14 protein-coding genes are annotated in these 12,304 nt (G+C 63.2%); 2 read left to right on the top strand and 12 right to left on the bottom strand.

Going from position 1 to position 12,304, the window contains the following annotated elements; genetic code table 11:
* Positions 1-47: 47 nt before the first annotated feature.
* The 8 genes from E3T40_RS03875 to speB form a co-directional block, all read right to left on the bottom strand.
* Positions 48-629 carry a hypothetical protein gene (locus E3T40_RS03875; RefSeq protein ID WP_134542703.1) on the bottom strand — a complete coding sequence of 194 codons (582 nt, stop codon included), beginning with the start codon at positions 627-629 and terminating at the stop codon, positions 48-50.
* A 44-nt stretch (positions 630-673) separates the two neighbouring features.
* Positions 674-1,018 carry a cupredoxin domain-containing protein gene (locus tag E3T40_RS03880; RefSeq protein ID WP_233191351.1) on the bottom strand — a complete coding sequence of 115 codons (345 nt, stop codon included), beginning with the start codon at positions 1,016-1,018 and terminating at the stop codon, positions 674-676.
* Positions 1,019-1,068: 50 nt separating this feature from the next.
* Positions 1,069-3,069, bottom strand: a complete 2,001-nt coding sequence (gene nosZ / locus E3T40_RS03885; RefSeq protein ID WP_134542704.1) for a Sec-dependent nitrous-oxide reductase — start codon at positions 3,067-3,069, stop codon at positions 1,069-1,071.
* An 810-nt stretch (positions 3,070-3,879) separates the two neighbouring features.
* On the bottom strand, positions 3,880-4,422 hold the full coding sequence (locus E3T40_RS03890; RefSeq protein ID WP_134542705.1) for a GNAT family N-acetyltransferase: 543 nt from the start codon (positions 4,420-4,422) through the stop codon (positions 3,880-3,882).
* Positions 4,423-4,823: 401 nt separating this feature from the next.
* Positions 4,824-5,504 (bottom strand): cyclase family protein, encoded by a 681-nt coding sequence (locus E3T40_RS03895; RefSeq protein WP_134542706.1) that lies wholly within the window; start codon positions 5,502-5,504, stop codon positions 4,824-4,826.
* Positions 5,485-6,861, bottom strand: coding sequence for a cytosine permease (locus E3T40_RS03900; RefSeq protein ID WP_134542707.1), 1,377 nt, complete (start codon positions 6,859-6,861; stop codon positions 5,485-5,487). Before E3T40_RS03900 ends, E3T40_RS03895 begins: the two co-directional genes overlap by 20 nt.
* A 29-nt stretch (positions 6,862-6,890) precedes the next feature.
* Positions 6,891-7,286, bottom strand: coding sequence for a nuclear transport factor 2 family protein (locus E3T40_RS03905; RefSeq protein WP_134542708.1), 396 nt, complete (start codon positions 7,284-7,286; stop codon positions 6,891-6,893).
* 42 nt (positions 7,287-7,328) lie between these two features.
* On the bottom strand, positions 7,329-8,327 hold the full coding sequence (gene speB, locus E3T40_RS03910) for an agmatinase (RefSeq protein ID WP_134542709.1): 999 nt from the start codon (positions 8,325-8,327) through the stop codon (positions 7,329-7,331).
* Positions 8,328-8,429: 102 nt separating this feature from the next.
* Here speB and E3T40_RS03915 point away from each other — a divergent pair, with 102 nt between their 5' ends.
* Entirely contained in the window at positions 8,430-9,014 is a 585-nt protein-coding gene (locus E3T40_RS03915; protein ID WP_134542710.1) for an XRE family transcriptional regulator, read from the top strand.
* Here the strand turns inward: E3T40_RS03915 and E3T40_RS03920 are convergent.
* Positions 8,980-9,273 carry a hypothetical protein gene (locus E3T40_RS03920; protein ID WP_134542711.1) on the bottom strand — a complete coding sequence of 98 codons (294 nt, stop codon included), beginning with the start codon at positions 9,271-9,273 and terminating at the stop codon, positions 8,980-8,982. The genes E3T40_RS03915 and E3T40_RS03920 overlap by 35 nt on opposite strands.
* Positions 9,274-9,358: 85 nt before the next feature.
* On the opposite strand from E3T40_RS03920, the gene E3T40_RS03925 reads away from it, so the two are divergent.
* Complete coding sequence (locus E3T40_RS03925) at positions 9,359-9,607, top strand: hypothetical protein (RefSeq protein ID WP_134542712.1); 249 nt, start codon at positions 9,359-9,361, stop codon at positions 9,605-9,607.
* A gap of 405 nt (positions 9,608-10,012) precedes the next feature.
* Here E3T40_RS03925 and E3T40_RS03930 read toward each other — a convergent pair whose 3' ends face one another.
* The 3 genes from E3T40_RS03930 to E3T40_RS03940 form a co-directional block, all read right to left on the bottom strand.
* Positions 10,013-10,303 carry a hypothetical protein gene (locus tag E3T40_RS03930; protein ID WP_134542713.1) on the bottom strand — a complete coding sequence of 97 codons (291 nt, stop codon included), beginning with the start codon at positions 10,301-10,303 and terminating at the stop codon, positions 10,013-10,015.
* Between the two features lie 706 nt (positions 10,304-11,009).
* Positions 11,010-11,666 (bottom strand): histidine phosphatase family protein, encoded by a 657-nt coding sequence (locus E3T40_RS03935; protein ID WP_134542714.1) that lies wholly within the window; start codon positions 11,664-11,666, stop codon positions 11,010-11,012.
* Positions 11,667-11,957: 291 nt separating this feature from the next.
* Complete coding sequence (locus E3T40_RS03940) at positions 11,958-12,221, bottom strand: hypothetical protein (protein ID WP_104100428.1); 264 nt, start codon at positions 12,219-12,221, stop codon at positions 11,958-11,960.
* Positions 12,222-12,304: the final 83 nt, after the last annotated feature.

Below are 12,304 nucleotides of genomic sequence, written 5' to 3' on the forward strand. Positions count from 1 at the left end.
CTGCCAAACTGCTTGGTGTTCGTGAGTGGAACGGGTGAGCGCTGCGTTCAGCGCTCGGAGACACGCCGTGGGATGCGTCGTGGGATTGCCGGGGCGAACGTCACCAGTGCGGCGGCGGCCGCGATCAGCGCGAGAGCCAATCCGGGAATGCCCCACATTGTGAAGTTCATAACCACGGTCGGGCCCACGACCAGTGGGGTGAAAGAGTCGATGGTCATCGGTGCGGAACCATCCAGGTTGTGTCCCATCTGCCAGAGGCGGAACTGCACATCGGCCAGCGCCCCGACAGGTATAAGCCACAATCCGGTGCAGGCGAGACGTCGCCACCAGGCTCTGTCCGCCGCTGTCGCAATGATTACTCCCAGCACAGCGAGCAGGATCACAAACGGCCACAGCGTCATCTCGGGCATCCCTGTAGCGTCGAAGCGCGGCATCCCGATGTAATGCGAGAGCACCGTGATCTCACTCAGGTCGCCACTGACGCTGTTGCCGTACGCTTTGATGTCGAGGCCGGCTGGGTATTGGGGGGCGAGGAACCTCATTTGCCAGATCGGCAATGTGGCAGCGACGAGTACCAAAGCGATCCCGGCGACACCGGCAACGATCCGCGCGATTCCGATTCGCGTCACCGAACCTCGCCGGAAAAAGCGGGCGAAACCTTCGGTTCCTGCCGTCATGAGACCGTCAGCGTTCCTTCCATTCCGCCTGACCGATGCCCGGGTATCGAGCAGTACACCGCGTATGTGCCCGGTGCGAGGGTGACGTCTGCCTCGACGGTTTCACCGGCATCAGCCATGAGATGCACATGCAACTCATCGATCAAGAGGTCATGCCCTGTCGTTCCCTTGTTCGTGAAGCGGATCGTCGTTTCGCCCGCGACCGCAGTGAGGGCGGCCGGCGTAAAGGAGAACTCCTTGCCGACCACGGCAAGCACCGCGGTGGACGAGCTGGACGAGGACGTCGCCGACCGGTCAGGCTGAGCCCCGCCGGTGCTGCATGCCGTCGCCAGCAGGACCACGGTCAAGAACAACGATGCAAGGCCCGCGCGTCGCGAGGATGCCGGCCTCATCAGGCGCCCGCCGGTGCTACAAGCAGCCACCCGTACATTTCCATGTGCATGGCAGAGCAGAACTGAGCGCAGTAGAAGGCGAACGATCCCACCCGGTCGGCGGTGAACTCCACGCTCACGGTCTCCCCCGGGTCGAGCGTGGCCTGAAGGTTGTGATTGGGCACTGCGAATGTGTGTGTGGCGTTTTCCGCTGTCTCGATGTTGGTCAGGTGGATGCGCAGCTTCTCACCGACAGTGACCGGGATCTGCTCAGGGGTGAAGTGGCTGCGCATGACAGTCGCGTAGACATCGACGAAGCCGTCCGCGCGCACGATTCGCTCCTGCCCGGAGGCGGTTGCGAACTCCGATTTAGCCATGGTCTCCGGGCTGGTACCCGGAGGGTAGACCGTGAGCGGGTTGAGCCGGTCGACGCTGATAATCTGCGCGTAGTGCGGCTCGGATCCGCCGAGGGGCAAACTGCTCAGCACGCGTGGCGGCGTGTGATCAATGTCGAAAAGCTCCAAGTTCACCGGATGCTGCGGACCAAGTTTCTGCACCTGATCGAGCGACCATTTGTTGAGGGCGACCATGTACGTCCCGACCGGCGCTACGGTGTCTCCGCCGGGGATCGCGAGGTGGCCAATGTTGTAGTGCACGGGGATCTTCTCAAGAACGGTAAACGGCTTTTCAGTCACACCGGCATCGGGACCCAGGGTCCACTTGATGATCGCACTGTCAATGAAGAGGCTCGTGTACGCGTTGCCTTTGCCGTCGTACTGCGTATGGAGCGGCCCGGCACCGAGTTCGACATGCGCCGCAGTGACGGCCGTGATCGGGATGATCGGAACGCCGTAGCGGTCCGTGCCCTCGAAGTTCTTGTCCTCGATGGCCTTCTTGATCATCGTGATCGAGTAAACCGTCACGGCCGGGTCGAGCTTGCCCGCGATCACGATGTAGTTTCCGTCGGGAGAGACCTCAACTCCATGCGGATTCTTCGGCTCAGGAATGAAGTGCAGGATGCCCTCACTGATGGCCACTTGCAACGGGATCACGCGGATGCCGTTCCGCATAATGATCTTGCCTGCCGCGACGACCTTTTCGGCTTTCTTCCAGTCAATGACGTGGAGGTAGTCGTATTTGTTCTTGGCCGCCCCGATTTCAATCGGCGGGTTCTTGTGAGACATGCCGACCGAGAGCTCGGCGTTGAACGAATTCAGGAACCCGTAGCCCGCGCTGGCCAGCTTGCCCATGTCCGCGAGATCCTGATTATAGGGTGGGAGCTCGATCTGAAAGCTTTTTTCGGGCACCAGGTGGCCCGTTGTCTGGTCGATCGCACACCAGCTCGAGAAGCCTCGATAAAGGTCCGCGTAGCTTTCGAGCGGCGCATATCCGTTATCGGTAATCGGCCGGGGAGTGATGGACGACACATGGGCGTACTCGGAATCGGGCGTGACGAACACTCCGCCGTGAGCGCTGCCGATGTTGGGGATGTCGTAGATCTGCTTCGTCTTGTAGTCGGCGAGGTCAACCATACCGATCCGCCCGTTGGCACGGTCGTTGACGTACAGCCAGCGGCCGTCATACCGGCCTCCGGTTTCCGAGAGGGCGGGATGGTGGGTGTCGCCCCAGCTCAGCAGATTGCTCTTGGTCGGATCGGACCCCCGCGGGATGACGCCGTCAACGTCCGTACCAAAGCCATATCCAGAGAATGAATCGCGAGAGAACACGGGAATGATCTTTAGCAGCCGCATCGAAGGGATGCCGATGATCGAGATCTGACCGGAGTGCCCGCCGGACGCGAACATGAAGTACGGATCATACTTGCCGGGTGGCACCACCGACGTCAGAGCCGCACGCGCCTCGGCACCGGTCAGTCCCCGGCTTGAGGCCACAGCCGCGAGTTCCCCACCGGCTCCTAGATTGTTGCCAAGGTTCGTGCCGGTGATGCCAACGGCCGCGCCAGCGACCACACCACCGCCAACCTTGAGAAAATCTCTTCGTTTCATGGCGGGAATCTTCATGGCATGTTCCTCCTACTTGTCGCAGGTTCACACGGCTCTTCGGCGCGCAAAACAGGCACTAATGGCAGGTCATGCTCGCCCAGCTGAGGATCCCGAACAGGAGGCGGGCCACTACGGGCAGTGGGGCGCGTCAAAATACGCTTGACGCACGTCGTCACGTTTGCCGCGGCGGCTCCCACGATGCGACCGGCGAGACTTGGCCGGGGGCATGGGGTGGACGCACTCCACTTGGAATGCGTTCTAGCCTACCAATTGGATGATGCTGATCGAAGCATACCGGGTCTCGCCCCCGGTTCCGGAACGAGGGTGTGCGGCTTGAGCGAAAGCCATGCCCTGGTTTGAGTCTTGCGATCAAAGAAATCAAAGAAAGACGCATCACGCGCTGGCCCTAGCATTTGAGCAGGACAATCATGCGAGAGAAGTCAGCAGGACGCGTTCTACGGCAACTCGGAGCGCCAACCGAGCTGGTCACCTTCGACCTCGCCGCTATCGAGAGCAAGTGACCGGAGTTCTTTCTGCGGGCGGTCAGGCTTGGGTTACGCCCCCGTGAGTGGTGTGGTTTCCGGCTTCTGAGTGTTGCTTTGTCAACGTGAAGAGCCACCGTGGGATGGTCAGTGAGTACCGATCAAAGAACTCACAAAAGACACCACACGATGGATCTAGACCAGTTTGCCCTGCGTCGCAGGTGACTGAGCGCACCTCCTGAGCAAGTGAATCGGTTCAGAGCATGCTCGTTGGATCAGGCTTCCCGAGTAATGAGGTTGGTCCGTCAAAGGTTGGTCACTGGTGCTTCCAGAGGCACTGGGTGCCTTACTGACTCAGGATGCGTTGGAAGAGCAAGTGGTCCTGCCATGTACCGGCAATTTTGAGATACTTCTCGGCAATACCGATGGGCGCGAATCCAGCCTTGCGCAGTACCTTCTGGGATCCGAGGTTGTGCAGCAGCGTGCCTGCTTCGATGCGGTGCAGACCGAGATCCTCAAGGCAGTGCTTTACAACGCTTCGCAGGGCCGCGGAGGCGAGGCCCTGCCCGGTGTGTTCATTGTCGACCCAGTACCCAATGCTCGCACTCTGGAAGGGCCCACGAACAATTCCGGAGAGAGTGACCCGGCCGATGACAGTGGCACCGTTCACGATGACAAGCGGATAGCCGGCTCCGGCTTCCAGCTGTTCAATCTGGCCCGCCAGGATCCGAGTCTGTTCGGCGGTGGTGAAGAAGGACTCCGCACGGGCCGGATCCCATGGAGCAAGATGTTCGCGGTTTCTTTTATAGGCATCAAGAACTGGTCCGATGTCTCGCGCGGTGAGCAGTCGAAGAGTGGCATCGTCTGAAAGCTCAACGGAGTAGGACATCCATTGATGCTAACCGTCACCACCTCCCCGCTGACCACTCCTGGCTGCGCCACCTGCGCGTCATCGCCCGCTCAAGGTTCGGGACTGCCCCGCATTCACGACAATCCGACGCGCACGAAAACACGGAAACCGAGCCAGATGGCATCCGCAGCCACAGAATCGCGCCCCTCAACACACCCTAGAACGGCAGAAACAAGACTTCTCGGGCAGTTCCGTAAACAGTTTCGTAAACGGCCCTTTTGGTGGGCTGTTTACGAAAGCCAGCAGGGCGCGGATCGGCGGTGAGGGTTGAACTCCATTTCCTCCGCAGCCCTCATTCTTTTCCTCCAGGAAGGCCAGCGCCTGACCACTGACTCCCGATCTGACCCAGCGCGAGGCGCGAATTCATTCGCTGCTCGGCCTCAGACGAAGGCGACCGCGCGCACCGGCGCCCCGTCGCCGCCGAGTCGCAGGGGGAAGAAGCCGATCCGCACCTGTGAGGGCAGGTCATCCAGTCCGCAGAGGTTCTCGACGATCAGCCCGCCGCGGCCCAGCACGACCTCGTGCACGGGAAAGGCGGCCGACGACGTGCCGGTCGGGTCGGGACTCAGCGTGTCGACCGCGAGGATCCGCATCCCGCGAGCGACGAGCTCGCTCGCAGCACCGGCATCGAGGGCCGGATGCCGCACTGCGCGTGCGTCGCCGAACCACCGCGCCCAGCCCGTGTCGATCACGACGATCGGGGGCAATCGATCCGGTAGCGGATGCTCCGCATTCAGCCGGTCCCACCCGTATACCTCGCCCTCGGCGAGCGCTCGCACCCGCACCACCAGCGCATCGCCGAGGAGCTCGTCGAGGGCCACATCGGCCATTGTCCGGCCACCGGCGACGGTATGGGACGGCGCATCTATGTGCGTCCCGGTATGAGACCCCATTCGCAGCCCCGTCACGGCCACCCCGTCGCGGTCGAGGTCCAGCGCGGCGTCGACGTGGACCGCCGGGTCGCCGGGATACACCGGCATCCCGTCGGTGATCGGGTGGCTGAGGTCCCGGAGCGCCGTGCGCGGCGGCGCTCCAGGGCCGTCAGCGAGAGGTGTCGGCATCGGCGAGGTGCCGGCTGGGCTCGAAAGGCGTCTTGCTGCGGCGCGCGAGCGAGAAGGCCAAGTACACGGCGAAGGTCAGGAGGAATGCGGGAACGGTCGCACCGAACGGAAGCGGCCACACGTACGCCCACACGTAGGCGGACACCGCACCGACCACCCACGACGCGACAGCGAGCCAATTGATGCCGCCGGTGTACCAGTAGCGACCGCCTTGAGCCTTCAGGATGTCGGCGCTGTAGCTGCCGCGCGCGACGATGTAGTAGTCGACGATCATGATCGCGAAGATCGGTGCGAACAGGGCACCGATCGTGACCAGGAAGGTCGTGAACTGGGCCAGCAGACCGAAGAAGGTCGAACCGATGATCGAGATGAGCCCGAGGACGATCGCGGTGGGCAGGAACTTCACCCGGCGGCCGGGGAGCGCGTTGACCACGCTTGTGACCATGCCGTAGACGACCATCGTGTTCGTCGCCATCACGGATAGGAAGATCGCGACCGCGAACAGGGCGCCGAAGGGTTCGATGATCGTCACAGGGTCGAACGCCATCGCGTCGCCGCCCCGCAGGACGACGTAGCCGATCGCGCTAGCGCCGAGCGTCATCGAGATCACCGTCGACAGGGTGTAACCGATTCCCGAGCCGACCACGCCCGCGCGGGTCGTCGATGCGAAGCGGTTGAAGTCGGCCGAGAGCACCGTCCACGATATGGCGGTCGCGACCACGACATCGAACGCCAGTCCCGGGGAGTAGAACGGCTCGAGCGGCGCCGGGATGGCCGCGAAGTCTGCCGGCGAGAACGTAGTGAAAGCCACGACGAAGATGTAGGCGGCGATCGCGAGGATGACCGCGGCGAACCACGGTTCCACCCGAGCGACTCCGGCGTGGCCGAAGATCGCAAGGATCACAACGATCGTCTGGCAGAGCACCGCGAAGATGACGGGGTTCGAGAACCCGGTCATCGACGCGACGATGTAGTTGAGGGCGATCCCGGCGAGCATCGCCTGCACCCAGCTCCAGCCCATGAGGATGACCACGTTGGCGGCCACCGGCAGCAGGCTCCCGCGCGTCCCGAACGGTCCGCGCGTGATTGCCATCGTCGGCAGGCCGGTGCGCGTTCCGATCGCACCGACCGTCACGAGCACTGCTGCTCCGACGATCGTTCCGCCCACGATCAGAGCGATGACGAGGCCGAACGGCACATCCGGCACGAAGAGCGTGCCGGTCAGAAGGGTGGTGACCACAAGGTTCGCGGCCAGCCAGATCATGAGCACGCGGCCGAGCGAGTAGGTTCCGCGAACCGGGCCCGCGTCATCTGAGTTGGTGTCCAGTCGGCGGTCGACACGGGTGTAGAGCGACATCTTTGGGCTCCTCGATGAAAGGGGTCGGGTCAGGGCTGGAGTGAGAGGTGTTCGTGGACGGCGATGAGGCCGCCAGAATCAGACCGGAAGACGATCGTTTCGCGCTCCCGGTAAGACATGGGTCCGTCCGCGGTGCTCACGCTCGTGCCGACGGAGTGGGTGAAGACGGCTCCGCCGGGAAACGCCTGCACTGCGACCGCGCTCGATGCGCAGGATTCCACGCTCCAGCCGCCGCCCACCCATTCCTCCCACATGGCTTCGTAGGCAGCCCGGTCCTCGATTCGCGCAGGTTCGGTGTGGAAGACGAAGGTTGCGTCAGGTGCGAAGAGTGAGAAGTAGCGCGGGCCGTCGGTGGCGGCGAACGCCTCGACGATGGCGGATGCCGCGGCACGGACTGCTTCGTCCGTCGGGGTGGGCAGTGTCATGGGTGTCTCCTGTGTCGGGCTTGTCGGTCGGGTTCAGGACTTCTACGTCGGGTCGGGGCTTTGTCGGTCGGGTTGGGTCACCTCAGGCGCCATCGCGCTCAGCAGCTCGTAGACGACGTGGCTGGCCGCGACAGCGGTCAGCTGGGCATGGTCGTACGCGGGGGCGACTTCGACCACGTCGGCGCCGATAATGCGCAGGTCGGCCAGGGCACGCAGCATCCGGAGCAATTCTCGACTCGTGAGCCCGCCCGCCTCCGGAGTTCCTGTTCCCGGCGCGTGGGCGGGGTCGAGTACGTCGATGTCGATCGAGATGTAGAGCGGCGCGTCTCCGACTCTGGCGCGGATGCGTTCGACGGCGGCCGCGACGCCGTGCTCTTCGACGAATTCGCTCGTGACGATCGCAAAGCCGAGCCGGGCGTCGTCCTCGAGGTCGTCCTTCGAATACAGGGGGCCGCGGATTCCGACGTGCATGCTCGCGGTCAGGTCGATGAGGCCTTCTTCGGACGCCCGCCGGAAGGGGGTCCCGTGAGTCATCGGCGCCCCGAAGTACGTGTCCCACGTGTCGAGGTGGGCATCGAAGTGCAATACCGCGACGGGCCCGTGCTGCGCGTGCGCGACGCGAAGCAGCGGAAGAGCGATCGTGTGGTCTCCGCCGATGGCGATTAGTCGGTCGGCGTGCTCGCTGAGCTGGCGCGCGCCTGCCTCGATCTCGGCTACGGCAGTAGCGATGTCGAACGGGTTCGCGGCGATGTCGCCGGCGTCGGCGACCTGCTGGGCGTCGAACGGGAAGACGTCCTGCGCAGGGTTGTACGGTCGCAGTAGGCGCGAGGCCTCGCGCACATGCGCGGGGCCGAACCGAGCACCGGGTCGGTAGCTCACTCCGCTGTCGAAGGGAATCCCGACTATCGCGATGTCTGCCCGCTCGACCTCGTCGAGCCGCGGGAGTCGCGCAAAGGTCGCGATTCCGGCAAACCGGGGCACGACACTCGCGTCCACCGGCCCGCGGGGCTCATCCGTCGCATCTTTGCTGAACGGTTGCATATTTGACAACTTTCGGTACGCTATAGACAACTACAGCGCTACCATACGCTGCCCCGTGCAGATCGTCAAGGACGAATGTGTGAGCAGCTTCGAGGAGGAACTGTGCGCGCCATCCACCCCACCGCCGAAGGCACCGCGACACCCATCGGCGCCAAGCTGCGCTCCGCGCGCACCGCTCAGGGCATGTCACTCGCCCAGGTCGCTCAGACGACGGGCCTCAGCAAGGGCTTCCTCAGCCGGGTCGAGCGCGACGAGACGTCACCGAGCGTGGCAACGCTTGTCCAGTTGTGTCAGGTGCTCTCGTTGCCCGTCGGAGCGCTCTTCGCCGAGCCCGACGTTCACCATGTCGCGTACGCCGACGCTCCGCGGATCAACTTGGGCGGAGTGCACGCCGACGAGCGACTGATGTCGCCGCGCGGCGAGGAGCGGGTTCAGCTGCTGCGATCAGAACTCGAGCCGGACGCGCACGGCGGGACCGATCTGTACACGATCAACTGCGACGTCGAAGCGCTCCACGTCGTCTCGGGATCACTCACCGTGCGATTCGCCGGTCGCACCGTGGCCGTCCACGCCGGCGACGCACTGACCTTCCCCGGTCGAGAGCCGCACACCTGGCAGGTCGAGGGCGGCCAGCCAGCCGTCGTGCTGTGGGTCATCGTGCCCGCGCCGTGGAGCGGCTCAGCCTGACCGAGACCGCGTCGTATTCGAACCCCAGCGTCCAGATCAGCGCAGGCAGGGGCGCGGCCGCCCCGAAATCGTTGAGGAATCCGCTGATGGCATCCAGGAGCCCGGCAGATAAAACCCTGTCCAGGTCGGGACCGAGGCCGGTCATCCACTTCGTCCCTTCCGCAGCGCGGTGGTCCGCCACAGCTTCGTCGACGCGTTCGAAGGCGACGCTCGGGCCGGCGAAGTCGAACTCGGCCGCCCGCAGCACATCCGGGTCCACGTCGACCGCTTCACACTAAAGCCTGTCCGCGTCTCACTCTGAACGTTAGGCTTGCTAACAGAACCCTTGAGATCGGAGGAGCAGCATGAATGGTGACGGCACACAGAGTGAACCGATCCAAGACCAGCATTCTCAATCGGACGAGGACAAGGTGGCGGGGATTCTCGCACAGGAGGAAGCTGACCTCGCCGGCCACAGTGAGCCCCAAGTCCTCGACGCGCTGCGTGAACGATTCGCAGATGCTGGACACACCGTGAGCGAAGAAGCACTCCACGAGCATGCGCATCGAATCGCCGGCCTCGACCCGAACGATTTCTCCAGCAAAACACGGTGACTTCCTAACGACGATGCAGCGCCACCATCGCGGATGCCGACAGGGTTCTGCGTGGACATTCAGGAACGGCGTAGGAACCGGATCAGAACCGCGGACCCAGGCCAGCGACAAACAGTAGCGTCGCCGCTACCGGCCGAGCACGCCTCGACATGTGCGAGTCCTCATCGCGCCGGCGGAATCTGGACGGGGCGGCCTGGGTGCGAGCCTCTTCGGTCACCCCACTCTCGGCGAGCGGATCGGGGTTACTGCCCATCAAGGCGGCCACCCGTTCTCCACCGCGTCGACACGGTCGGATGCCAGAAGCGGGAGCGAGTGACCTCTAACTCTCTCCCGGCTTCATCAGCAAGGGGGTCGTCCCGTCCCCTTCCGAGTATCGCCAGGAACAGGGATCTCAATAAGAATTGCTCAACGATGGTTCGGCGACCGCAAGGAGGCGCGCGAGGGAGAATGCTCCACACGGTCCCGGATGCCCCGGAGCATCCGCTCGGTCATGAGGAAGCTCACCATCTCGATCGGCTCCACGAGCACCTTGGCCCAGTCGGTGAGGTACGCGTACCGCTCGCGAACGACAAGCCGCGTCGACCCGTCGGTTCGAGGTTGAAGGACAAACGCCCACGTGAAGTCGTAGGGCGCTCCGGCGCCCGTGCCGTCGAGGGCGATCGCCATCGCGCCGGCTAGCCCTCGCATCCACACCATGAGGTCACTATCTCACCCGTGCAAATCGAGGGCAACGGATGCCGCCACACTGGAGTCTGGCGCGCGCCCGACCTCATGGACTAACGACGCTCGAGCAATAGTCCGGCGGACACTGACTCGGATCGGACCCAGCGCGAGGGGCAAATTCATTCGCTGCTCAGCGGTGTCGACGCCCAAAGGGCAGGTCGATAAAACCACACCCATCAAGAAGGCCCGGAACGCAAACTTCCGCTGGGGCTGGGAAATCAATATCGCCGTCCGCGTCGACTCCGAAACCCCTGGGAAGCACCGGTTTCCCGGACTGGCCGTCGCCGCAGATCTCGCACACAACTCAAGAATCGCGACCGGAAACGGACGCGAGAACCCCATAAACCAGAAATGGCTCCTGAGAAGCCTCAGGAGCAATTTCTTGCTGTTTCGACCGGACCGTTTCGTAATGAGTTTCGTAAACGGCCCATTTGGTGGGACTGACAGGATTTGAACCCGCGACCCCTTGAAGGCTCAGGCCTTAACTCTGTCTTCGCCGAACATCCCGCAATACTCGCGGATTCCCTTATGTTGACAGGGAACCGGGCGGTTCGCTGCCTCCAATTGTACTTTGTCAATTTGGGTCGAATCGAGATGAATGTGATGAGTAAATGATGACCATTTGAACCGTCGCGGTCGGCATCGTGATCCCACGTCCTTCAGCACCTTGGGTCGCGACTTAGGACTCTGAGGGCACCAAGGGCAGTTCGGCTCCGTAGTTCCACGACAAGATGGCCGGCTGCTCTCGGTAGAAGCTGAGCACGGAGACTGATCCAGCATCCAGGGTGATTTGAGCACCGAATCGAGGGGCCATCCTCAGGTACACGGCGGTGAGAATGCGCAGGAAATGTCCGTGCGCGATCAGGGCGACATCTCCCTCCTCCATGGCAGGCAGCACCCGCGTGAGCACCCGCGACGCGCGGGCGGCGACCTCCTCCACCGTCTCACCAGGCGTGTCACCACGAATCACACCGTGGGTGAATGCGCTCCAGTTGTAGCCGAGTTCACTGCGGATGTCCCGCGTCGTACGCCCCTCGTACCCGCCGTAGTCCCACTCAACGAGAAACGGATCGACCTCAGCATGAAGGCCAGCGAGCTCAGCGGTGCGTCGCGCACGCTGCAGCGGCGAGGTCAGCACGAGGGAGAAATCGTAACCGGCCACTAATTTGCCCGCGCCATGGGCAAGTCCCTCTCCCCGGTCGGTGAGCGGAACATCCGTGAGCCCAGTGTGTTTGCCATCCTTCGACCACTCCGTCTCCCCATGGCGCAAGAGAATCAGCTTCCCCGACGGGTTATCCGGAGCGGGGTGGCTGGGCAGCGGCTCGATCGTGAACATACGGCAACAGTAGTATCGCACCCCCGTTTCGATGGAGGTTCTTGATTGCTGGAAAGGCCAACGTTCACCCCTGCGGGTGTTCGAAGCGGGTGGGGGAACGGGCATCCCAACCATCACGCGGCTACGGCCGTTCATGGTGAGCGCAGACGGCTCGGAAAGCGAAGAGCTGCTCGCCCACCCCGGAACAACGGATGTTTCAGGCAGCACTTACACGAGGACGATTCGGGATGAGAACGTGCCGGCAGGGTTCTCCCGTCGCGACATAGTACTAGACAAGTCCGTCCTGGCCATCTAAAAATGCCGCAGAGTGCTAACCGTCTTGGCCGAGCCGACCTGATCGACGGCCTCCGGGACCTTGTCCAACGTCTGCAGGGCGACGGTTTGAGCACCGGTGTCTACTTCATTGGAGGCGCCGCATTGTCCCTTCGATACATCCCTGATCGTGGTCTCACCGACGATATCGACGCTGAGATTCGTCCCTCTTCCCGAGCGCTTGAGTAGGCCCTCGAGATCGCCGACAACCGAGGGCGGGGTGGCGACTGGCTCAACGCCCACGCCGAGACATACATACCCATAGCGAAGAACCCCGGCTGGGAATCCCTCTACGACGATGACTTTGTGTCCGGGTGGGTGGCCTC

Origin of the sequence: Cryobacterium sp. TMT1-19 (assembly GCF_004403055.1) — a bacterium.
In the GTDB taxonomy this organism is placed as follows: Bacteria; Actinomycetota; Actinomycetes; order Actinomycetales; family Microbacteriaceae; genus Cryobacterium; species Cryobacterium sandaracinum.

Bases quoted from the DNA above. Each gene is read 5' to 3' on its own strand.
- nosZ (WP_134542704.1), bottom strand. From the start codon at position 3,069: ATGAAGATTCCCGCCATGAAACGAAGAGATTTTCTCAAGGTTGGCGGT.
- E3T40_RS03890 (WP_134542705.1), bottom strand. From the start codon at position 4,422: ATGTCCTACTCCGTTGAGCTTTCAGACGATGCCACTCTTCGACTGCTC.
- E3T40_RS03895 (WP_134542706.1), bottom strand. From the start codon at position 5,504: ATGCCGACACCTCTCGCTGACGGCCCTGGAGCGCCGCCGCGCACGGCG.
- E3T40_RS03900 (WP_134542707.1), bottom strand. From the start codon at position 6,861: ATGTCGCTCTACACCCGTGTCGACCGCCGACTGGACACCAACTCAGAT.
- E3T40_RS03905 (WP_134542708.1), bottom strand. From the start codon at position 7,286: ATGACACTGCCCACCCCGACGGACGAAGCAGTCCGTGCCGCGGCATCC.
- speB (WP_134542709.1), bottom strand. From the start codon at position 8,327: ATGCAACCGTTCAGCAAAGATGCGACGGATGAGCCCCGCGGGCCGGTG.
- E3T40_RS03925 (WP_134542712.1), top strand. From the start codon at position 9,359: ATGAATGGTGACGGCACACAGAGTGAACCGATCCAAGACCAGCATTCT.
- E3T40_RS03930 (WP_134542713.1), bottom strand. From the start codon at position 10,303: ATGGTGTGGATGCGAGGGCTAGCCGGCGCGATGGCGATCGCCCTCGAC.
- E3T40_RS03935 (WP_134542714.1), bottom strand. From the start codon at position 11,666: ATGTTCACGATCGAGCCGCTGCCCAGCCACCCCGCTCCGGATAACCCG.